At 68.2% G+C, this 21,232-nt stretch carries 19 protein-coding genes and 1 pseudogene; 5 read left to right on the top strand and 15 right to left on the bottom strand.

Translation table 11 applies throughout. From position 1 onward, the window contains the following. Positions 1-88 precede the first annotated feature (88 nt). The 3 genes from kstD to ACFYTS_RS28090 all read right to left on the bottom strand — a co-directional run bounded on the left by kstD (position 89) and on the right by ACFYTS_RS28090 (position 2,833). The gene (gene kstD, locus ACFYTS_RS28100; protein ID WP_387308418.1) at positions 89-1,768 is read right to left on the bottom strand and encodes a 3-oxosteroid 1-dehydrogenase; all 1,680 of its coding nucleotides are present in this window, start codon (positions 1,766-1,768) and stop codon (positions 89-91) included. 55 nt (positions 1,769-1,823) lie between these two features. Beyond that, complete coding sequence (locus ACFYTS_RS28095; protein WP_357286245.1) at positions 1,824-2,411, bottom strand: TetR/AcrR family transcriptional regulator; 588 nt, start codon at positions 2,409-2,411, stop codon at positions 1,824-1,826. Between the two features lie 230 nt (positions 2,412-2,641). Next, positions 2,642-2,833 (bottom strand): hypothetical protein, encoded by a 192-nt coding sequence (locus ACFYTS_RS28090; protein ID WP_387308416.1) that lies wholly within the window; start codon positions 2,831-2,833, stop codon positions 2,642-2,644. Between the two features lie 56 nt (positions 2,834-2,889). Between ACFYTS_RS28090 and ACFYTS_RS28085 the strand changes: the two are divergent. Further along, a pseudogene (locus tag ACFYTS_RS28085) lies at positions 2,890-3,078 on the top strand (L-histidine N(alpha)-methyltransferase); the annotation flags it as partial. 244 nt (positions 3,079-3,322) lie between these two features. Here the strand turns inward: ACFYTS_RS28085 and ACFYTS_RS28080 are convergent. The 8 genes from ACFYTS_RS28080 to uvrC all read right to left on the bottom strand — a co-directional run bounded on the left by ACFYTS_RS28080 (position 3,323) and on the right by uvrC (position 12,281). Continuing rightward, entirely contained in the window at positions 3,323-3,751 is a 429-nt protein-coding gene (locus ACFYTS_RS28080) for a nitroreductase/quinone reductase family protein (RefSeq protein ID WP_357286242.1), read from the bottom strand. A 56-nt stretch (positions 3,752-3,807) separates the two neighbouring features. Beyond that, positions 3,808-4,593: a triose-phosphate isomerase gene (gene tpiA, locus ACFYTS_RS28075; RefSeq protein ID WP_357286240.1), complete on the bottom strand. Its 786-nt coding sequence runs from the start codon at positions 4,591-4,593 to the stop codon at positions 3,808-3,810. Between the two features lie 3 nt (positions 4,594-4,596). Next, on the bottom strand, positions 4,597-5,808 hold the full coding sequence (locus ACFYTS_RS28070; protein WP_357286237.1) for a phosphoglycerate kinase: 1,212 nt from the start codon (positions 5,806-5,808) through the stop codon (positions 4,597-4,599). A gap of 6 nt (positions 5,809-5,814) precedes the next feature. Beyond that, positions 5,815-6,834 (bottom strand): type I glyceraldehyde-3-phosphate dehydrogenase, encoded by a 1,020-nt coding sequence (gene gap / locus ACFYTS_RS28065; protein ID WP_357083207.1) that lies wholly within the window; start codon positions 6,832-6,834, stop codon positions 5,815-5,817. Between the two features lie 213 nt (positions 6,835-7,047). Beyond that, positions 7,048-8,031 carry a DNA-binding protein WhiA gene (whiA, locus tag ACFYTS_RS28060; protein ID WP_120736392.1) on the bottom strand — a complete coding sequence of 328 codons (984 nt, stop codon included), beginning with the start codon at positions 8,029-8,031 and terminating at the stop codon, positions 7,048-7,050. Next, the gene (gene yvcK / locus ACFYTS_RS28055; protein WP_387308411.1) at positions 8,022-9,080 is read right to left on the bottom strand and encodes a uridine diphosphate-N-acetylglucosamine-binding protein YvcK; all 1,059 of its coding nucleotides are present in this window, start codon (positions 9,078-9,080) and stop codon (positions 8,022-8,024) included. Before yvcK ends, whiA begins: the two co-directional genes overlap by 10 nt. Beyond that, positions 9,077-10,084 (bottom strand): RNase adapter RapZ, encoded by a 1,008-nt coding sequence (gene rapZ, locus ACFYTS_RS28050; protein WP_387308409.1) that lies wholly within the window; start codon positions 10,082-10,084, stop codon positions 9,077-9,079. Before rapZ ends, yvcK begins: the two co-directional genes overlap by 4 nt. A gap of 199 nt (positions 10,085-10,283) precedes the next feature. Further along, positions 10,284-12,281 carry an excinuclease ABC subunit UvrC gene (gene uvrC / locus ACFYTS_RS28045; protein WP_387308407.1) on the bottom strand — a complete coding sequence of 666 codons (1,998 nt, stop codon included), beginning with the start codon at positions 12,279-12,281 and terminating at the stop codon, positions 10,284-10,286. A gap of 96 nt (positions 12,282-12,377) precedes the next feature. On the opposite strand from uvrC, the gene ACFYTS_RS28040 reads away from it, so the two are divergent. Together ACFYTS_RS28040 and ACFYTS_RS28035 are read left to right on the top strand one after the other, a co-directional pair. Continuing rightward, on the top strand, positions 12,378-12,590 hold the full coding sequence (locus ACFYTS_RS28040; protein ID WP_387308404.1) for a hypothetical protein: 213 nt from the start codon (positions 12,378-12,380) through the stop codon (positions 12,588-12,590). A 118-nt stretch (positions 12,591-12,708) separates the two neighbouring features. Beyond that, on the top strand, positions 12,709-13,056 hold the full coding sequence (locus ACFYTS_RS28035; RefSeq protein WP_357286222.1) for a hypothetical protein: 348 nt from the start codon (positions 12,709-12,711) through the stop codon (positions 13,054-13,056). Between the two features lie 30 nt (positions 13,057-13,086). Here ACFYTS_RS28035 and ACFYTS_RS28030 read toward each other — a convergent pair whose 3' ends face one another. Further along, positions 13,087-14,322: a DNA glycosylase AlkZ-like family protein gene (locus ACFYTS_RS28030; protein ID WP_357286220.1), complete on the bottom strand. Its 1,236-nt coding sequence runs from the start codon at positions 14,320-14,322 to the stop codon at positions 13,087-13,089. Positions 14,323-14,444: 122 nt separating this feature from the next. Between ACFYTS_RS28030 and ACFYTS_RS28025 the strand changes: the two genes are divergently transcribed. Beyond that, positions 14,445-16,109, top strand: coding sequence for an FAD-binding dehydrogenase (locus ACFYTS_RS28025; protein WP_357286217.1), 1,665 nt, complete (start codon positions 14,445-14,447; stop codon positions 16,107-16,109). Positions 16,110-16,155: 46 nt separating this feature from the next. Here ACFYTS_RS28025 and ACFYTS_RS28020 read toward each other — a convergent pair whose 3' ends face one another. Together ACFYTS_RS28020 and ACFYTS_RS28015 are read right to left on the bottom strand one after the other, a co-directional pair. Next, positions 16,156-16,617, bottom strand: coding sequence for a hypothetical protein (locus ACFYTS_RS28020; protein ID WP_357286214.1), 462 nt, complete (start codon positions 16,615-16,617; stop codon positions 16,156-16,158). 276 nt (positions 16,618-16,893) lie between these two features. Next, the gene (locus tag ACFYTS_RS28015; protein WP_387308401.1) at positions 16,894-18,363 is read right to left on the bottom strand and encodes an amino acid permease; all 1,470 of its coding nucleotides are present in this window, start codon (positions 18,361-18,363) and stop codon (positions 16,894-16,896) included. Positions 18,364-18,592: 229 nt separating this feature from the next. Between ACFYTS_RS28015 and ACFYTS_RS28010 the strand changes: the two genes are divergently transcribed. After that, positions 18,593-20,548, top strand: coding sequence for a gamma-glutamyltransferase family protein (locus ACFYTS_RS28010; RefSeq protein WP_387308399.1), 1,956 nt, complete (start codon positions 18,593-18,595; stop codon positions 20,546-20,548). Positions 20,549-20,590: 42 nt separating this feature from the next. Here ACFYTS_RS28010 and ACFYTS_RS28005 read toward each other — a convergent pair whose 3' ends face one another. After that, a complete protein-coding gene (locus ACFYTS_RS28005; RefSeq protein WP_357286206.1) occupies positions 20,591-21,034 on the bottom strand; it encodes a MarR family transcriptional regulator in 444 nt (147 codons plus the stop codon). Positions 21,035-21,232: the final 198 nt, after the last annotated feature.

Below are 21,232 nucleotides of genomic sequence, written 5' to 3'. Positions count from 1 at the left end.
ACAGCGCGACAGCTCGCGGCCGGTCGGCCCCACGCCGCCGCCGTTCTCACGCTCGACGGCGGCGCGGTGCCGGCCTGCCGCCCGGCGGCTATTTACCCGCCGCGTGCAGGGCGGCGAGGTAGCCGTAGACGATGGCGGGGCCGATGGTCGCGCCGGGACCGGCGTAGGTGTGGCCCATGACCGGGGCGCTGGCATTGCCCGCCGCGTACAGGCCCTCGACCACCGAACCGTCCGTCCGAAGGACGCGGCCGTCGGTGTCGGCGCTCAGGCCACCCTTGGTGCCGAGGTCACCGGGGACCAGCTTGGCGGCGTAGTACGGACCGGTCTCCAGCGCGCCGAGGTTCGGGTTCGGGCGGTTGCGCGGGTCGCCGTAGTAGTTGTCGTAGGCGCTGTTGCCGCGGCCGAAGTCGGGATCGGTTCCGACGGTGGCGAATTCATTGAAGCGGGTCACCGTGGCGCGGAAGTTCTCGACCGGGATGCCGATCTTCTCGGCGAGTTCGGGGAGCGAGTCGGCGCGGGTCAGTGCGCCCGATTTGAACCAGCGGCCCGGCAGCGACTGCCGGGGCGGGACGCCCGCGAACTGGTAGCGGTTGCGGTAGCGCTGGTCGAAGATCAGCCAGGCGGGCAGGTTCTCCCCCGGACCCGCACCCTGGCCGTATTCGCCGCCGTACATCTCATGGGTCGCCTCCACATAGGGCAGGCACTCGTTCATGAACCGCTCGCCGCGATCGTTGACCACGATGCTGCCGGGCAGGTTGCGTTCGGCCAGGCAGAACCAGGGCAGCCGGGGCAGCGGGATGGACGGGCCCCACCAGGCGTCGGCCATGAACTCGACCGCGCCACCGGCATTCTCGCCGGCGCGGATGCCGTCGCCGGTGTTGGCCTTCGCGCCGACGGTCCAGTCGGTGCCGATGGGTTCGCGCTGGTACTGCTTGCGCATGGCCTCGTTGTGCTCGAAACCGCCCGCCGCGATGATCACGCCACGCCGGGCGGTGAGCATCAGCTCGCGACCGTCGCGGCGCACCACCGCGCCGGTGACCCGGCCGTCCTCGGTACGCAGGTCGAGTAACGGCGTCTCCAGCCACAGCGGGACGTTCGCCGCCAGCAGACCCGCGCGCAGCATGGCGCTCAGGGCCTGGCCGCGGGCGAGGACGCGGCGGCGCAGCACGGTCGCCGCCAGCCAGCGGCCCGCGACGCGAGCGCCGGTCAGCGGGCTGCGCGGGTTGCGCAAGCCCAGGTGCAGCTGCCGGAACTCGGCCTGGGTGATCACGACATTCTTCGGGGCTCGCACGTAATCCGGTTCCAGGGTGCGCAATTCGGCGCCCAGCCCGGTGGCGTTGTACGGGGTGGGCTCGACCGATCGGCCGTGCGAGCGGCCGCCGGGAGCCTCCGGGTAGTAGTCGGAATAGCCCGGCACCCACCGCATCCGCAGCGGCGAATGCGCGGCGAGGAAGTCGAACGCCTCCGCGCCACGGTCGAGGAAGGTGTCGATGCGTTCGGGCGGCACCCCCGGACCGATGATGTCCTTCAGATAGACCCGCGCGGCCTCGAGGTCATCGGCCGGAGCGGATCCTCGCAGTGCCGAGTTGCCCGGAATCCACACGCCACCACCGGATCTCGCCGTCGACCCGCCCCAGTGGGCGGCTTTCTCGACGATCACCGTCGTCAGCCCGTGCTTCGCGGCGGTCAGCGCCGCCGCCATCCCTGCCGCGCCGGATCCCACCACGATCACATCGAAGCTCTGGCCGGTCGCCTTGTTGTCCTGCATTGTTCCTCACCCTGATTGTTCTGTTCGAAGCTGTTCACTGACACGCCAAGGCTTTTCAGCCGCGCCAGCGCTCCCCTGTCACGGCGTCGAGCGCACCCTCGACGCACACCGCCAGCGACATCTCTGCATGCGCCGAATTCCGCAGCCACTGTAGGTATCCGAACTCCGCCGCCGCCAGCATGAGATGCACCAGCAGGCCCGGCGTGCTGTCCTGGCCCGCGTCCCGCCCCATCCGCTCCGCGACCAGCTCCACCAAACGCGCCCGATGCTCCGGCGTGATCAGCGCGACCCGCTCCAGCAGATGCGGTGCGGTCTGGAACGCCGCCCGCCACTGCTCCAGGTCCTGCGCGGTCGAACTCGTGGATCGAGTCAGAATCGCTTGCGCCAGCGCCACATCCGCGGATTCGTCCTCGTCCCGCTCCTCCAGCAGCGTCACGATCCGGGCCCCGCCCTCACGCACGGGATCGAGCAGCAGATCCTCCTTGCTGCGCACATGCCGGAAATAGGTACTGGCCGACACCCCCGCGGCCGCCGCGATCTGCTCGGTGGTCACCTCGCCGAATCCCTGCGCCGCGAACAGCTCGAACGCCGCCCGCTGAATCTCGGCCCGGATCTGCCGCCGTTGCCGCTCCCGTAGTGACATCCGCAGACCTCCTTCCGTCACCGACAGCATCTCCCTTTATGACAGTTACTGTCAAGAGTGGATTCGCAGTCATCTAGCCATCGATCTTCACAAACCAGGCAAATACCGGCGACATAGCCCCTGACATGCCGCGATTCGGCCGAACTCGCGTTCCCGTCTCACCGCGGCGCGGAATGCACTACGGCCGAGAGGTAACCCGGACAGCACTCACCGACGACATCACCGATGAGCTACTGATCGGGGCCGACGGCATCGATTCGGTGGTCCGGCCCCGGATCGAACCCACCCACGTCCCCGTCCACCCCGGCGACAACGTCGTGTACGGCATGACCACCAAGCCGGTCGAACCCCCACCGCGCCCCCACGTTGCAGTTCTTCGCCGAAATAGATTCCGCCGGTGCGGTTTTCAGCACTTCGGCCATGTCTGGCGACCCGGCGGCCCAGTGGTTCGGTGGTTCGATGGTTCGTGGCACCGCCCCTGCCGCCGGCGGTGCTGCTCCCCGCCCACGACGATGCCGCCGGTGTCACCGCGGAATTCAATCGCAATGTGCTGCACGTCCTCAACGCCCGCCTGGGCGCGGACTTCGTGCCGGACAAGTTCGCGCACATCGCCCTCCGGGACACCGAGAACGAGTGGATCGAGATGCGTTTCCTGGCGGGCGCCGAATCCGTCCACGTCAGCAGCGCCGGGCGACGCCGACCACGCCATCACCCCCGCCGCCGGATTCGGCGCCCGCGACGCGCTCGAAGACTCCCACGCCGTCCACCAGGCCCTCACCTCGGGCGCATCCCCCGCCGACGCGATGACCGCCCGCTTCACCGCATTCTCGCCGGGCCGCAGCCCTGCGCGCCCGGATGCCCGCGAGCCGAGCCCCGGCCCCGGCCCGAGGCCGGGCCCGGGTCCAATCGACTCAGAGGCGACGCAGCGCCAGCACCGGAATTGTCCGGATCCCAGCCGTTTTCTCCGCGTACTCGGCGAAGCCCGGGTACCGGCGGGCCTGCTCGGCGAAGATCCGGTCGCGGTCCGCGCCCGTCACCTCGGCGACCATGACCGGGAAGGTCTCGGTGCCGATCTCGGCCTCGGCCTTCCCCGCGGTGGTCAGGTTGTAGTACCAGTCCGGGTTGGTCGGCGCGCCCGCCTTGGAGGCGAAGATGTAGACGACGGCCGGGTCCTGTTCATCGGCCATGTACATGGTGGGAGTGACCAGCTCACGACCGGTCTTGCGGCCGCGGTGGTGCACCAGGATCATCGGCGCGCCCTCGAACGGCCCGCCCACCCGGCCCGCATTGGCCCGGAACTCGTTGATGATGTTCGTATTCCAGTCGCTCATACCGGTCATTCTGCCGACAAGGGCCGGGCATCCGTGGGATGCCCGGCCCTGTGCGACGGAAACCGTTACGGCAGCGGACCGCCGGCGGCGATGGCCGAGAGGGTGGCGAACTCGTCACCCTTCAGCGACGCGCCGCCCACCAGGGCGCCGTCGATGTCGGCCTGGCCGACCAGTTCGCCGACGTTCTTGGCGTTGACCGAGCCGCCGTAGAGGACGCGGACGCCCGCGGCCACTTCGGGATTCGCCAGTTCGGCGAGCTCCTTGCGGATGGCGCCGCAGACTTCCTGCGCGTCGGCCGGGGTGGCGACCTTGCCGGTGCCGATGGCCCAGACCGGCTCGTAGGCGACGACGACCTTGGAGATCTCCTCCGCCGTCAGGCCCTTGAGCGAACCGCGCAGCTGCTCGAGGTTGTACTCCACGTGGGTCTTGCTCTCGCGGACGCCCAGGCCCTCACCGATGCAGACGATCGGGGTGATGCCGTACTTCAGCGCCTGCTTGGCCTTGGCCAGCACGGTGGCGTCGTCCTCGTTGTGGTACTGACGCCGCTCCGAGTGGCCCACCACGACGAAGCTGCAACCCAGCTTCGCGAGCATGGACCCGCTGATCTCGCCGGTGTAGGCGCCCTCATCGTGGGTGGAGACGTCCTGGGCACCGTAGGTGATCAGCAGACGGTCACCCTCGACCAGCGTCTGCACGCTGCGCAGGTCCACGAACGGCGGAACCACCGTGACGTCGACCTTGTCGAAATACTTCTCCGGCAACGCGAACGCGATCTTCTGCACCAGAGCGATGGCCTCGAGGTGGTTGAGGTTCATCTTCCAGTTGCCGGCGATCAAAGGCTTACGTGCCATGGCTCAGTCCTCCAGAACCGCGAGACCGGGGAGTTCCTTGCCCTCCAGGTATTCCAACGACGCGCCGCCACCGGTGGAGATGTGCGAGAAACCGTCATCGGGCAGACCCAGGGTGCGCACCGCCGCGGCGGAGTCGCCACCGCCGACGACCGTGAACGCGCCCTTCGAGGTGGCCGTGGCGATCGCCTCGGCGACACCGCGAGTACCGGCCGAGAACTTCTCGAACTCGAACACGCCCATCGGGCCGTTCCAGAACACCGTCTTGGCCTCGGTCAGCAGCGCGCCGAAGCGAGCGGCCGAGTCGGGGCCGATGTCCAGACCCATCCAGCCGTCCGGAATCTCGTTGGCGGGCACCGTCTTCGACTCCGCGTCCGCGGCGAACTTGTCGGCCACCACGATGTCCACTGGCAGGTGGATGACATCGGCGTACTTGTCGAGCAGGTCCTTGCAGGTGTCGATCATCTCTTCCTGCAGCAGCGAGGTGCCCACCGAAAGGCCCTGTGCGGCAAGGAAGGTGAAGCACATGCCGCCGCCGATGACCAGCGTGTCGACCTTCGGCGCGAGCGCCTCGATGACCGCGAGCTTGTCGGAGACCTTGGAGCCGCCGAGCACGACCGCGTACGGGCGGGCCGGGTCCTCGGTGAGCTTCTTCAGCACCTCGGTCTCGGCCGCGACCAGGTTGCCCGCGTAGTGCGGGAGCAGCTTGGCCACGTCGTAGACCGACGCTTGCTTGCGGTGCACCACGCCGAAACCGTCGGACACGAAAGCGCCGTCGTCGCCGACCAGTTCGACCAGGGCGTTGGCGAGCTTGGTGCGCTCGGCATCGTCCTTGCTGGTCTCCCGCGCGTCGAAGCGGATGTTCTCGAGCAGCATGACATCACCGTCGGTGAGGCCCTCGGAACGGGCGAGCGCGTCCTGGCCCACCACGTCACCGGCCAGCTGGACATTGCGGCCCAGCTCCTCGGCCAGTCGCGCGGCGACCGGGGCGAGGGAGAACTTCGGGTCCGGCTCGCCCTTGGGGCGGCCCAGATGCGCGGTCACCACGACCTTGGCACCGGCCTCGGCCAGCGCCTTGATGGTCGGCGCGGACGCGATGATGCGGCCCGGGTCGGTGATGACGCCGTTGTCGAGCGGCACGTTCAGGTCCGAGCGCACCAGCACGCCGCGGCCCTCGACGCCCTCGTTCAGCAGATCCTGGAGAGTCTTGATCGTCATCGGCGCTTACAGGGACTTGCCGACGAGGCCGACGAGGTCGGCGAGACGGTTGGAGTAGCCCCACTCGTTGTCGTACCACGAGGCGACCTTGACCTGGTTGTCGATGACCTGGGTCAGCGGCGCGTCGTAGATGGAGGAGTGCGGGTCGGTCACGATGTCGGAGGAGACGATCGGGTCGACGTTGTACTTCAGGATGCCCTTCATCGGGCCGTCCGCGGCGGCCTTCATGGCGGCGTTGATCTCCTCGACCGAGGCGGCGCGCGCCAGGTCGACGGTCAGGTCGGTGAGCGAACCGGTCGGAACCGGCACGCGCAGCGCGTAACCGTTGAGCTTGCCGAGCAGCTCGGGCAGCACCAGGCCGATGGCCTTGGCGGCGCCGGTGCCGGTGGGCACGATGTTCAGCGCGGCGGCGCGGGCGCGACGCAGATCCGAGTGCGGGCCGTCCTGCAGGTTCTGGTCCTGGGTGTAGGCGTGCACGGTGGTCATCAGACCACGCTCGATGCCGAAGGAGTCGTTGAGCACCTTGGCGATCGGGCCAAGGCAGTTGGTGGTGCAGGACGCGTTCGAGATGATGTTCTGCGAACCGTCGTACTTGTCGTCGTTGACGCCCATCACGATGGTGATGTCCTCACCCTTGGCGGGCGCGGAGATGATGACCTTCTTGGCGCCGGCGGCCAGGTGGCCCTTGGCCTTGGTGGCATCGGTGAAGATACCGGTGGATTCGACGACCACGTCGACACCCAGGTCACCCCACGGCAGGGCGGCGGGGCCCTCCTTGATGGCCAGCGCGGTGATGCGCTGGTCGCCCACGACGATGGTCTCGTCGCCGTCCAGGGAAACGTCCTGCGGCAGGCGGCCCAGAATCGAGTCGTACTTCAGCAGGGTCGCCAGCGACTTGTTGTCGGTCAGGTCATTGACCGCCACGATCTCGATGTCGGTGGTGCCGAGGGCCTTCTGCGCCTCGACGGCTCGGAAGAAGTTGCGCCCGATACGGCCGAAGCCGTTGATACCTACCCGGACAGTCACGTTTTCGCTCCTCAGCTTTGCGGATCGTTTCCGTTGCGGTGCTAACCCTAGCCCTGTAACAGAAACATCACGGACACACCCCCGCCACGGTGAACATACGAAAACGATCATTTTCGCCACAGACGACCGGAAGCGCCGCAACCATGGGGTTGCGACGCTTCCGGACGGAATCACCGTGCGGTTCCGCTCAGTGTAAGCGGCACCGCGGCCGTTTCAGGCCTCTTCGAGCAGCTCTGCGGTGACGGCACTTTCGGTGTCGGGCACGCCGAGTTCCTTGGCGCGCCGATCCGCCATCGACAGCAGTCGCCGGATCCGGCCCGCCACAGCGTCTTTCGTCATGGGCGGATCGGCCAGCTGGCCCAGCTCCTCCAGGGAGGCCTGGCGGTGCAGCACGCGCAGCTTGCCGGCGGCGGCCAAGTGGTCTGGCACATCGTCGCTGAGGATCTCGAGCGCGCGCTCCACCCGGGCCGCGGCCGCGACCGCCGCACGGGCCGACCGACGCAGGTTCGCGTCGTCGAAATTGGCCAGCCGGTTCGCGGTCGCCCGGACCTCGCGGCGCATCCGCCGCTCCTCCCAGGTGAGCCGCGTGTCCTGCGCACCCATGCGGGTGAGCAGGGCGCCGATGGCCTCACCGTCGCGCACCACGACGCGATCGGTGCCGCGCACCTCGCGCGCCTTGGCCGAGATGCCCATGCGCCGGGCCGCGCCGACGAGCGCGAGCGCCGCCTCCGGGCCGGGGCAGCTCACCTCGAGCGCCGAGGACCGGCCCGGCTCGGTGAGCGAGCCGTGCGCGAGAAACGCCCCGCGCCAAGCCGCTTCGGCGTCGCCGATGCTGCCGCCCACGACTTGCGCGGGCAGGCCCCGGACCGGCCGGCCGCGCACGTCGAGCAAACCGGTCTGGCGCGCCAGCGCCTCGCCTTCCTTGGAAACTCGCACTACATACCGGGAGGTTTTCCGGAGCCCTCCGGCGCCGAGGACATGCACGTCCGAGCCGTATCCATACAGCTCGAAGATCTCTCGACGCAGCCGACGCGCTATGGAACCCATATCCACTTCGGCTTCGACGATCACCCGACCGCCGACGATGTGCAATCCACCGGCGAACCGCAGTAGCGCGGACAATTCCGCTTTGCGCGAGCTCACCTGTGATACAGAGAGCCGGCTCAGCTCGTCCTTCACTTCCGCTGTCATCGCCACGAGACGCGCTCCTTTCCACCCAACCCGGACCGCACACGTTGGCCCATATGCCGTCCTTCGACTCGAAGCCCTGCTGATTCCGGCCGAGGTTGCCGGATCACCTGATCCAGTGCGGCGGCAAGCTTTCCGGGGTGGTGCCGGTCCGTCCCCGCCTCGGCGACATCAGCGAAGGTTACTCGCGCACGCAGCTGTTCGGCAGCTCTTGCCAGATGTTCGCGTTCCCTACCCTCGGGTACGGAACCGGAGTCCACCAGAACATGGTCGACTGTGAAATCCGGTGCGTGCTGGGACAATACATGCAGGTGCCGTTCCGCGGAGAATCCGGCCGTTTCGCCCGGTTCGGCAGCGAGGTTGAGCACCAGCACTTTCCGCGCCCGCGTATGCAGCAGCGCTTCGTGCAAATCGGGCACCAGCACGTGCGGAATGACGCTCGTGAACCAGCTCCCGGGGCCCAGCACCACCATGTCCGCGTGCTCGATCGCCGAGGTCGCCTCGGGGCAGGCGGGCGGATCCGAGGGGATCAGCCGCACCCGGCGCACCTTGCCCGGCGTGGTCGCCACCGCCACCTGACCGCGGATGCAGCGACTCACCCGCGGATCGCCTTCCAGCCCAGAGACATCCGCCTCGATGGTCAGCGCGATCGGCGACATGGGTAGCACTCTTCCGGTGACCCGCAGAATCTTTCCGGCCTCGTCCAGGGCCGCGACGGGGTCGCCCAGCTCCTCTGTCAAGCCCGCCAGAATCAGATTGCCGACCGAGTGCCCGGCCAGCGCGCCGGTGCCGCCGAAGCGGTGTTGCAAAGTTCGCGCCCAGTGCCCGTCGGCCTCTTCGGCCAAGGCCACCAAGGCCATTCGCAGATCGCCCGGCGGCAGCATGCCCAGCTCGGCGCGCAAGCGTCCCGAAGAGCCGCCGTCGTCGGCGACGGTGACCACCGCGGTGATCTTGCGCGTGAGCCGCCGCACGGCGGTCAGCGTCGCGTACAGCCCGTGCCCACCGCCGAGCGCCACGAAGGCGGGATTGGCGGTGCGGCCGGAAGTGCTCTCACTCATTCCCGCCCCAGATCTCGGTGGACCACGCGCACCACGTCTTGAGGCAGCTCGGCACCCGAATCGCTCTCCGCCGCACGGCCCGCCAACGCGTCACCCAGCGCCTCCGCTATCGCCACACTGCGGTGTTTACCGCCGGTGCAGCCCACTGCCACGGTCATGTATCGCTTCCCCTCTTGGCGGTAGCCCTCGGTCGTCAGGTCGACGAGATGGTGCGCGGTGCCCAGGTAGTCCTGTGCACCCGGGCGCGACAACACATACTCGCTGACCGGGGCGTCCTGCCCGGTTTTTTCGCGGAGTTCGGGAATCCAATGTGGATTCGGCAGGAAACGCAAATCGAACACCATGTCGGCGTCGAGCGGGACTCCGTACTTGAACCCGAACGATTGCACGGTCAACTGCAGTACGGTGGCGGCGTCACCGCCGTAGACCTCCTCGAGCTTGCGGTGCAACTGGTGGATCGACAGCGCGGTGGTGTCGATGACGACGTCCGCGGCGGTCTTCACCGGGTCGAGGCGGCGACGTTCGGCGGCGATGCCGGCGGTCAGGGTGCCGTCGGCGCTCTCGCTCTGTAGCGGGTGGCGGCGGCGCGCGAAGCCGAAGCGGCGGATCAGCACGTCGTCGGAGGCCTCGAGGAACAGGATGCGGGTGCGCACGCCCGCGGACCGCAGCTGTTCGACCACCGCGGACAGATTCCCCGTGAAGAAGCGGTTGCGCACGTCCATGACCAGCGCGAGTTTGCGGATCGGTGGTTCTGCGGAGCGGCCCAGATCGACCATGCGGCCGATCAATTCGGGCGGCAGATTGTCGGCGACGTAGTACCCCAGGTCCTCGAGCACCTTGCCCGCGGTGCCGCGGCCGGCGCCGGACAGGCCGGTCACGATGACCACCTCGACCGGAGCGGGTTCGGAACCGGGCCGCCCCTTGCGGGGATTCGGCTGGGACTCGCCTGATTCGGTTGCCGGGCTGTTCTCGGCAGTAGCTGTGCTGTCTTCGACGCGCGTCATGTCCTACCGGTTCGTGTCTGGAGTTCCCTCGATCATCCTGCACCGACGCCCGCGAACCCGGCAGGCGAGCGGCGGGAGCGCAACACAGCTGTGATTTCCACTCCCGACCAGCACACACGGCGTGTCGCAAATTTCCCGTTCGGCGTGTCGCACTCTACCCGGTGGGTCCCCATCCGGCGCGCCGCGAAACGCCGACGCTCTACTGCTGACGCAACGCGTCCAGGACCGCCCTGGCCGTCGCCACGCCGATGCCCGGGACCTCGGTGATCTGCTCCACCGTAGCCTCCTTGAGCTTGGCGACCGATCCGAAATGCGTCACCAGTGCGGTCTTGCGAGTCGACCCCAGGCCCGGCACCGAATCCAGCGCCGACGCCGTCATCCGCCGCGACCGCTTGGAGCGGTGGAAGGTGATGGCGAAGCGGTGCGCCTCGTCGCGCACCCGCTGCAGCAGGTACAGCGCCTCACTGGTGCGCGGCATGATCACCGGGTCCGGCTCGTTGGGCACCCACACCTCTTCCAGGCGCTTGGCCAGGCCGATCACCGCGACATCGGTGATGCCCAGCTCGTCGAGCACCTCCGCGGCCGCGTTCACCTGCGGCGCACCGCCGTCCACCACGTACAGGTTGGGCGGATAGGAGAAGCGGCGCGGCTTGCCGGTCTTCGGGTCGATGCCGGGCAGCCCGGGTTCGGTTGCCTCGGAATCGGATTCGAGCTCGGCGGCCTCGGCGGCGTCGAGTTCGCGGCGCAGCTTGCCGAAGCGGCGCCGCGTCACCTCGGCGATGCTGCCGACGTCGTCGGAGCGGCCCTCCCCGGCGGCCTCCTTGATGGTGTAGTGCCGATACTCCGACTTGCGGGCCAGCCCGTCCTCGAACACCACCAGCGAGGCCACCACATCGGTGCCCTGCACGTGCGAGATGTCCACGCACTCGATGCGCAGCGGGGCGCTGTCCAGATCCAGGGCGTCCTGCAGTTCCTGCAGCGCCGCCGACCGCGCGGTCAGGTCGCCAGCGCGTTTGAGCTTGTGCTGGGCGAGGGCTTCCTGCGCATTGCGCTGCACCGTCTCGGCCAGGGCCTTCTTGTCCCCGCGCTGGGGCACCCGCAGCTGCACCGCCGACCCCCGCAGGCCCGACAGCCACTGCTGCACCTGCTCGTGATCGTTGGGCAGGGCCGGGACCAGCACTTCCCGCGGAACCACCGCACCCGGCTGCTCGTCACCGCTCTGCTCCGCGACCGCGGTCTGCTCGCCGTAGAACTGGGTCAGGAACTGCTCGACCAGTGCCGGCAGCTCACCCCCGGCCGCCGCCGCGTCGATCGCGTCGCCGGACTTGTCGACCACCCAGCCGCGCTGGCCGCGCACCCGCCCGTCGCGGACGTGGAAGATCTGGACCGCGGCCTCGAGCTCGTCGACCGCGAAGTCGATGACGTCGGCGTCGGTGCCGGTGCCCAGCACCACCGCCTGCTTCTCGAGCGCGCGCTTGAGCGCCTGCACATCGTCGCGCAGCCGGGCGGCGTTCTCGAAGTCGAGCTCGTCGGCGGCCTCGTGCATACGGCGTTCCAGCTGCTTGACCAGGCGGTCGGTCTTTCCTGCGAGGAAGTCGCAGAAGTCGTCCACGATGTCGCGGTGCTCGGCCGCGCTCACCCGGCCGATGCACGGCGCGGAGCACTTGTCGATGTAGCCGAGCAGGCACGGCCGCCCGATCTGGCTGTGCCGCTTGAAGACTCCGGCCGAGCAGGTGCGCACCGGGAACACCCGCAGCAGCAGATCCAGGGTCTCGCGGATGGCCCAGGCGTGGGCGTACGGCCCGAAGTAGCGCACACCCTTCTTGCGCGCGCCGCGGTAGACGAAGACGCGGGGGTACTCCTCGTTCAGACTGACCGCCAGCACCGGGTACGACTTGTCGTCGCGGTAGCGGACATTGAAGCGCGGATCGAATTCCTTGATCCAGTTGTATTCCAGCTGCAGCGCTTCCACCTCGGTGGACACCACGGTCCACTCGACGCCGGCGGCGGTGGTCACCATCTGGCGGGTGCGCGGATGCAGCCCGGCCACATCGGCGAAGTACGAGTTCAGCCGCTGGCGCAGGCTTTTCGCCTTGCCGACATAGATGACCTGTCCGAACTTGTCCCGGAACTTGTAGACGCCCGGTTGGACGGGGATGGTGCCCGGGGCGGGCCGGTAGGTCGCGGGATCTGCCACGGGGTCCAGGTTAGTCAGTTCCTCCGACACCCCATCCGCGGCGCTCTCGGCGACGAAGTACCGGCAAGATCATTCGCCAGGAGAGGCAAACCCCACATGATCCGTCTGCGTACTCGCCGCCGCTCGCTCGCCATCGTGGGAGCGGTCTGCCCGGCCGCGGCCGCCCTGGTGGCGGTGTCCGTGCCCGCCACGGCCGAGTCCGCCGACGCGTCGATCCTGGTGTCCGGGGAGCTGGCCGGGTACCGGGCGCCCACCCTGTTCCGCGGTGGGGCGGTGCTGAATTCCCCGGCCGACCTGCAGGCCGCCTGATCGAGCGCGCCACGCCGGAACATCGATCTCCGCGCGTTTCGACGGTACGGAGGGTCTCGCGGGTCAGTATGGACGAACTGTTCGCTTGATCTGTCCGTACACGAGGGAGCTTGATCCGATGACGAACCATCACCATCTCCACCCGCGCCGCCGCTCGCTCGCGATCGGTTCCGCACTCGGCATCGGCGCGGCGGGCCTGATCGCGGTGGCGGCTCCGGCCGCCCACGCCGATTCGCCCTGCCGTATCGACCGGACGCTCGATACCGCCACCTTCACCTGCCCCGCGGACACGTGGTACGCCGCGGTGGTGCAGTGCCTCGGGGCACGGCAGGTCGGTAACGGCTACCAGTCCCCCACCTACATCGTGGGCGACTCGCCGCGGCCGCTCATCCCCATGACCATCGAGTGCAGGGGCGAGGGCAAGAACGGAATCGTGCTCAACGCCTGGACCGACGGCCCGTTCTGAACCGTCGGTGATCCGGGCGCTCCTGGATGGCTAGGCGATCTCACGCCGCAAACGCGGTGCGAGATCGCCCTTTTCGCCCACTTCCACGGTGTCCAGTTCCAGCCAGTCCGCCATCTCCCGCAGTGCGCGGCCCAGAGCCCCGGCGATCCGGGCGTGGTCGCGGCCCGGCTCGGCGAAGGCACCCGGCACCAGCAATCGCCCGCTCGCGCGCTCGGCGCGCAGGTCCACCCGCGCGACGAGTTCACCGTCGAGCAGGAACGGGAAGACGTAATAGCCGTGCACCCGTTTGTGTTCCGGCGTGTAGATCTCGATGCGGTAGTGGAAGTCGAACAGCCGCTCGGTGCGATCACGGAAGAAGATCAGCGGATCGAAGGGGCACAACAGGGCCGCACCGGTGACACGGCGGGGCGTGCGAGCCTCGGTGTGCAGGTAGGCGGGCTTGTCCCAGCCCTGCACGGTGACCCGCTCCAATTCTCCGCTGTCGAGCAGATCGGTGATGGCGGGCTCGGTCTGGCGGCGGGTGAGCCGGTAGTAGTCGCGCAGATCGGTCTCGGTGCCCACGCCGTGCGCCCGGGCCGCGCGCCGCACCAGCTCGCGGATCGCGTCCGCCTCGTCCGGTTCGCGGGAAACCACTTCGGCGGGTAGGACACTCGCCGCGAGGTCGTAGTGCCGCTGGAAGCCGACCCGGCGGGGCACGGTCAGCTCCCCAGCAGCGAACAACGCCTCGCACACCACCTTGGTGTCGCTGTAGTTCCAGCCCCAATTGTCCTTGGCCCGTGGCCGATCCAGCTCCAGGTGCCGTTCGATCTCCCCCGCCGTGCTCGCGCCGTACTCCTTGACGACGCCGAGCACATCGTCGCCCAGACCCGGATTGCGTTCCAGCACTTGCCGCATCCCGTTCCAGCGCCCGTGCCGGTACTGCACCATGCGCCAGCGCATCAGCGGCCAGTCCTGCACCGGGATCAGCGCCGCCTCGTGCGCCCAGTATTCGATCAGCTGTCGCGGCTTGCGCGCGCTGTGCCCCCACGCGGCATCGTCGAGCAGAGTCCGGTCGTAGGCCCCGACGCGGCTGAACACCGGCGCGTAGTGCGCCCGCACTACCGCCGACACCGAGTCCAGCTGGAGCAGCCGGGTGCTGTCGAGGACCTTCATGACCGTGCGCCGGGTGGGCGGTGCGCTGGGGCGGGCGGACCCGAACCCCTGGGCCGCGAGTGCGATGCGGCGCGCCGCCGCGAGTGACAGGGATCCGGTCGGCGATGTCGGCACACTCGAACCATGCCACGACCCACCGACAACCCTGCTCGATACACGACTGTATCGAGCATCTGTACAGTAGCGACCTCGTTGGATACATTCGTGTATCGAACTTCGACACCAAGGAAATGGGCATGATCGAGAACCCGGATGTCATCGTGGTCGGGGCCGGTCTGGCCGGTCTCGTCGCCACGCACGAGCTGGTCAAGGCGGGTAAGCGGGTCCTGATTCTGGATCAGGAGAACCGTGCCAACCTGGGCGGGCAGGCGTTCTGGTCGCTGGGCGGACTGTTCTTCGTGGACAGCCCCGAACAGCGGCGGCTCGGCGTCAAGGACAGCCTCGAGCTGGCCATGCAGGACTGGCTGGGCTCGGCGGGCTTCGACCGCGAGGACGAGGACCACTGGGCGCGGCAGTGGGCGCGCGCCTACGTGGAGTTCGCGGCCACCGAGAAGCGGCAGTACCTCCACGACCTCGGTCTGCGGGTGACGCCGCTGGTCGGCTGGGCCGAACGCGGCGGCGAATCCGCCGACGGGCATGGCAATTCGGTGCCGCGCTTCCACCTCACCTGGGGCACCGGACCCGAAATCGTGCGGGTGTTCCTCGAACCCGTGCTCGAGGCCGAGCGGCGCGGGCAGGTCGGATTCGCGTTCCGGCATCGCGTCGACGAGCTGATCGTGGAGGACGACGCCGTCACCGGCGTGCGCGGCAGCGTGCTGGAGGCTTCCACCGAGGACCGCGGCGTCGCGTCCTCACGCACGGTGACCGGCGAGTTCGATCTGCGCGCCGCCGCCGTGATCGTCTCCTCCGGCGGCATCGGCCACAATCACGAACTGGTGCGGCGCAATTGGCCCACCGAGCGGCTCGGACCCTGCCCGGAGCACATGATCGCGGGCGTCCCGGCGTACGTCGACGGCCGCATGCTCGGCATCACCGAGGCCGCGGGCGGGCGGATCGTGAACCGGGATCGCATGTGGCACTACACCGAGGGCATCCACAACTGGGATCCGGTGTGGCCCGATCACGCCATCCGCATCATTCCCGGGCCGTCGTCGCTGTGGTTCGACGCCAACGGAAAGCGCATGACCGCACCGGCTTTCCCGGGTTTCGACACCAATGCCACGATGAAGCAGATCCTGGCCACCGGCCACGACTACTCGTGGTTCATCCTGACCCAGTCGATCATCGAGAAGGAGTTCGCGCTCTCGGGCTCGGAGCAGAATCCCGATATCACCGGCAAGGATCTCAAGCTCACGCTCAAGAGCCGGGTGGCCAAGGGCGCGCCGGGCCCGGTGGAGGCGTTCAAGCAGCACGGCGTCGACTTCGTGGTCGCCGATACGCTGCCCGAACTGATCGCGGGGATGAACAAGATCTCGCGCGGCCCACAGCTGGACGCGGCCGACATCGAACGGCAGATCGTGGCGCGCGACCGGGACGTCGAGCACAAATTCAGCAAGGACGCCCAGCTCATGGCCGTCAACAACGCCCGGCGCTACCTGGGTGACAAGCTCGGCCGGGTGGCCACGCCGCACAAGATCCTCGATCCGGCGCACGGCCCGCTGATCGGCGTGCGGCTCAATATCCTCACCCGCAAGACCCTGGGCGGCCTGCAGACCAATCTGGACTCGCAGGTCATCCGCCCCGACGGCACCCCGTTCCCGGGGCTGTACGCCGCCGGCGAGGTCGCCGGTTTCGGTGGCGGCGGGGTGCACGGCTACAACGCGCTGGAAGGCACCTTCCTGGGCGGCTGCATCTTCTCCGGCCGGGCCGCCGGACGGGCCCTGGGCCGCACCCTGAAATGACGACTTCGGTTGCCGCCCATCGGATTCCGATGGGCGGCGACCGTCGTCAGTCGACGGCGAACCAGCGGTAGCAGTCGCGGCGCAGCAGCAGCGCCAGCACGATGCCCGAGACCATGACGCCGCCGAGCACGGTGAACGGTCCTACGCCCGTGGGCATTTCGGCCGACATCAGGGTGAACACCCCCAGGAAGACCTGCAGGCTGGACACGCCCAGCGCGGTCACCCAGATCCAGCGCGACCGCAGGCCGAACAGCAGCGCCACACCGCCGGTGACCCAGGCGGCGAAGAAGTGGCCGATGCTGCCCGCGACACAGTCCAGGCCGCCGGTGGTCGAGAGCAGGCAGTGCAGCATCGCGAGCCCCATCGCGCCGAGGGCGGCGAATTGAGTTTCGCGTACCTTGGCGGGCACCTCGGCCGCAGCGCTCTCGCGGCGCAACCCCCGCACGCCGTCGATCACCCGCTCGAAAAATGTGGCAGGAACGCCGTTCCCCGTGACTATCGGTGTCATTTCCACCTCGTCGGCAACAGCCGATAACGAACTCACAGCACTCCTCGTTGAGTAACCCCTGGTGGCGCGCCCCCTGCGACCCGCCGAACCAGACGCTAACCAAATGTTCAGAGTCCGGACAATCTCATTCCCGAAGTTATGACCATGACCACAGCCGATAGGTGCACTCTGCATAAAGTGATCTCGAACACATAACGGCCGCACGCCATTTCGCGTGCGGCCGTTGAAAGACCAGGTCCGGAGGCAGTTTCCCAGTGTACTACCGGGAGCCGGAAACTACTTGTCGTCCATGGGGATCGGCGGAATGACGGGAAATTCCCCGGTGTAGCCCTCGCGCATCTTGGCGATGGCCAGCACCCGCGGGCTGGCGATGCGCCACCCGATGGCGAGCGCGGGCACGATGATCACCAGGCTGGCCACCGTCCACGTACCGACCGGCCGGTCGAAAGCCATCAGGATCAGCACCAACCCCAGGAACACCAGCGTCGCGATCCCGGTATAGGGAGCGCCGAACATCCGGAACGCGGGCCGCTCGGCCAGGCCCTGCTTCGCCAGGTAGAACAGCTTCAACTGACACAGCACAATGGTCGCCCAGGACGCCAGAATGCCCAGCGAGGCAACATTCAGCACGATTTCGAACGCCTGCGACGGCACGATGTAATTCAGCCAGATACCGAACAATGCGATGACACTGGTGAGCAGAATGCCGCCGTAGGGCACACCCGCACTCGACATACGCGCGGTGAATTTCGGCGCGCTGCCGTTCATCGCCATCGAACGCAGAATGCGGCCGGTCGAATACAGGCCCGCGTTCAAACTCGACAAGGCCGCGGTGAGCACCACGAAATTCATGATCGAGCCCATGTGCGCGACACCGAGTTTGGCGAAGAAGGTGACGAACGGGCTCTCCCCCGCCTTGTAGGCGGTGTAGGGCAGCAGCAGCGCGAGCAGAATCACCGAGCCGCAATAGAACAGCGCGATACGCAGGATGACCGAATTGATGGCACGCGGCATGATCTTCGCCGGGTTCTCGGTCTCGCCCGCCGCGATGCCGACCATTTCCACGGCGGCATAGGCGAACACCACGCCCGAGGTGACGGTGACCAGCGGCAGCACGCCGGTCGGGAACCAGCCGCCCGCGGCGGAGATCATGCCGAAGCCGGTGGCCTGGCCGTCCACCTCGAACCGCCCCGCGAAGAAGACGGTCCCGACCACCAGGAAGGTGACCAGGGCGAGCACCTTGATCATGGCGGCCCAGAATTCCATCTCGCCGAACCACTTCACCGACGCCAGATTGATGCCGAGCACGATGACCAGCGCGCCCAGCGCCAGCAGCCATTGCGCGACCGGCTGGAAGGGACCCCAGTAGTGCAGATAGGTGGCGACCGCGGTGGTATCGACGATGCCGGTCATGGACCAGTTCAGGAAGTACATCCACCCGGCCACGAATGCGGCCTTCTCACCGAAGAATTCGCGCGCGTAAGAGACGAACGAGCCCGAGGACGGGCGATGCAGCACCAGTTCGCCGAGGGCGCGCAGGATGAAGAAGACGAACGCGCCACAGATCAGGTACACCAGGAAAAGCGACGGCCCGGCATTGGCGAGGCGACCGCCGGCGCCCAGGAACAGGCCGGTGCCGATGGCGCCACCGATGGCGATCATCTGCAATTGCCGGGGTTTCAGGGCTTTGTGGTAGCCGCTGTCCTCGGCATTGAGGCTGGTGGCAGTTGTCCGGATCTCGGTCATATGCCGGGTTAACCCTCCGCTATCGTGAAACGAGGCCGTCCGAGAGTACCCTGTCGTTTGCTGAGGGCCATATCGGCGCTCCGGGACGGGTCAGCGCCGTCGTTACCGGCTGCCCGAGCAGCGGTTCGAGTCGATTCATCGGCGATTGCCATGGAAGTGCTGATGATCCATAGGTGAGCAGACCGGTCAAACCGCCGCCCCCGCGCGCTCACGGGGCTAGAGTCCGGTCATGAGGCGCTTGCGACGAACCGGGAGCGGCGCTGCCGCCCTGCTGCTGTCGATCGGAATGCTCACCGCCTGTTCGTCGTCGGCTAACGAGAGCACGTCGTGCACGGTGTCCCCCAACGGAACTCCGGTCGCCTCCGGTGTTCCGGCCGGGCCCAGTACCACGAATCTGGCGCTGCGTCCGGAGGTCGCCACCGGCTACCGCACCGGCATGACACCGGTCCGCACCGGCGGATTCGCGGTCTCCACCGCCAATCCCGTCGCCACCGAGGCCGCCTGCCGGGTACTGCGCGACGGCGGTACCGCCGCGGACGCGCTGATCGTGGCGCAGACCGTGCTGAACCTGGTCGAGCCGCAGGCCACCGGCATCGGCGGCGGCGCGTTCCTCATGTACTACGACGCCGCGACCAGGACCGTCGACGCCTATGACGGCCGCGAGACCGCGCCCCGGGCAGCCACCGAGGACTACCTGCGCTACATCAGCCCCACCGATCACACTGTGCCGCAACCCAACGCGCGCGCCAGCGGCCGCTCCATCGGCGTGCCGGGCGTGCTGCGCATGCTGGAACTCGCGCACACCGAGCACGGCAGGCAACCCTGGCGCGACCTGTTCACCCCCGCGGTGAACCTCGCCGACGACGGCTTCACGATCTCCCCGCGCATGGCCACCCAGATCGCGGCCTCCACCGCGGATCTGGCCCGCGACGACGCCGCCCGCGCGTATTTCCTGCTCCCCGACGGCAATCCGAAGCAGGCCGGCACCACGCTGGTGAATCCGGCCTTCGCCAAGACTCTCTCGGCCATCGCCGCCGACGGCGCGAACGCCTTCTACACCGGGGCCATCGCCGCCGATATCGTCGACACCACCGCCACCACCTCCGGCGGGCGCACCCCCGGCCTGCTGGCACTCGCGGATCTGTCGGCGTACCAGGCCAAGAAGCGCACCGCGGTGTGCTCGCCGTATCGCACTCACGAGATCTGCGGCATGCCGAATCCGTCCTCGGGCGGCATCACCGTCGAGGCGGCGCTGGGCATCCTGTCGAATTTCGATCTGGCCGCGATGAAACCGACCGACGTATCCGGCGACAGCACCGCCGCGCGCGACGGCGGCAAGCCCACCGCCGAGGCCGTGCACCTGATCGCCGAGGCCGAGCGGCTGGCCTACGCCGACCGCGACAAGTACATCGCCGACTCGGATTTCGTTCCACTGCCGGGCAATTCACCGCAGACCCTGCTGAATCCGGACTACCTGAAGCAGCGGGCCGCGCTCATCGACCCGGGCAGGAGTCTGGGCACCGCCAAACCGGGCGACTTCGGGCCGGTCCCGGTCGGCAACGGGCCGCAGCAGCCCGAACACGGCACCAGCCACATCTCGATCGTCGACAAGTACGGCAACGCGGCGTCGATGACCACCACGGTCGAATCCGCGTTCGGGTCCTTCCATTTCGTGGACGGGTTCATTCTCAACAACCAGCTCACCGACTTCTCCGCCGAACCCCGGGACAAGGACGGCGCGCCGGTCGCCAACCGCATCGACGCGGGCAAGCGGCCGCGCAGCTCCATGGCTCCGACCCTGGTGTTCGACCGCAATCCCGACGGCGGCCGCGGCGCGCTCACCCATGTCACCGGGTCGCCGGGCGGGGCGGTGATCATCCAGTTCGTGGTGAAAACCCTGGTCGCCCTGCTGGATTGGGGACTGAATCCGCAGCAGGCGGTGTCGATGATCGACTTCGGCGCGGCCAACACGCCCACCACGAACGTGGGCGGCGAGCACCCGGCGGTGAACGCCGCCGACAACGGCGACCACGACGTACTGGTCCAGAAGCTGCGCACGTCCGGCGATCAGGTGTCGGTGGCGCCGCAATCGAGCGGGCTCTCGGCGCTGGCCCGCGACGGCGACGGCTGGATCGGCGGCGCGGATCCCCGCCGCGAGGGCGCGGTGCTCGGCGGCCCGCGCTAGCCGCGTCGGGCGCGTCCGGCCACGGGCCGGACGCGTCGAGCCTCACGAGCGGGGCCAGTGCCGCCCGCGGTAGCTCTCGATATCGGCATTGAATCGGGCCAGTAACGACGCGAGCGCCGAAACGTCCTCATCGGACCAGCCGGCCAGGATCTCATCGAGATGCCGAAGACTCTGCGCGCGTTCGGCATCGAGCCGGGCGGCGCCTTCGGCGGTGACACGGAACTTGCGGGCGATGCCGCCGTCGGGGTCGGGGATGCGTTCGGCCAGGTCCGCGCGCAGGAGTGCGGCGGTCTGCCGATTGAGGGTGGAGGCGTCCAGCCCCAGCGTGTCACTGAGCTGACCGATCGACATCGGCCCCTCCCCACGCAGCAGGCTGAGCAGCAGATAGGCGCTGCGGTCGAGGCCGTTGTCACCTTTGCGCGGAATCAGGCTGTACCGGCCGAACAGCATGGTCTCGAACTCGAGCAATTCGCTGGGCTTGGTCAATTCCGTCCTCTCCGCGGTCCCCCTGCACCCTACGTGTGACGGGCTCCGAGCACCTATTATGCATCATGCACTTGATGTGTATAGTGCACATAGTTTGACGATGAGGAGAATCTCAATGACTAAGTCAAGCCGTTTGCGCGACCGGCGGGGCGGGGGTGAACACTCTGTTGTCGCGCAGCATGGCCCACAAGACATCGA

Source organism: Nocardia sp. NPDC004151 (genome assembly GCF_042874235.1).
Lineage (GTDB): Bacteria > Actinomycetota > Actinomycetes > Mycobacteriales > Mycobacteriaceae > Nocardia.
This window is presented reverse-complemented; position numbering and strand designations above follow the sequence as displayed.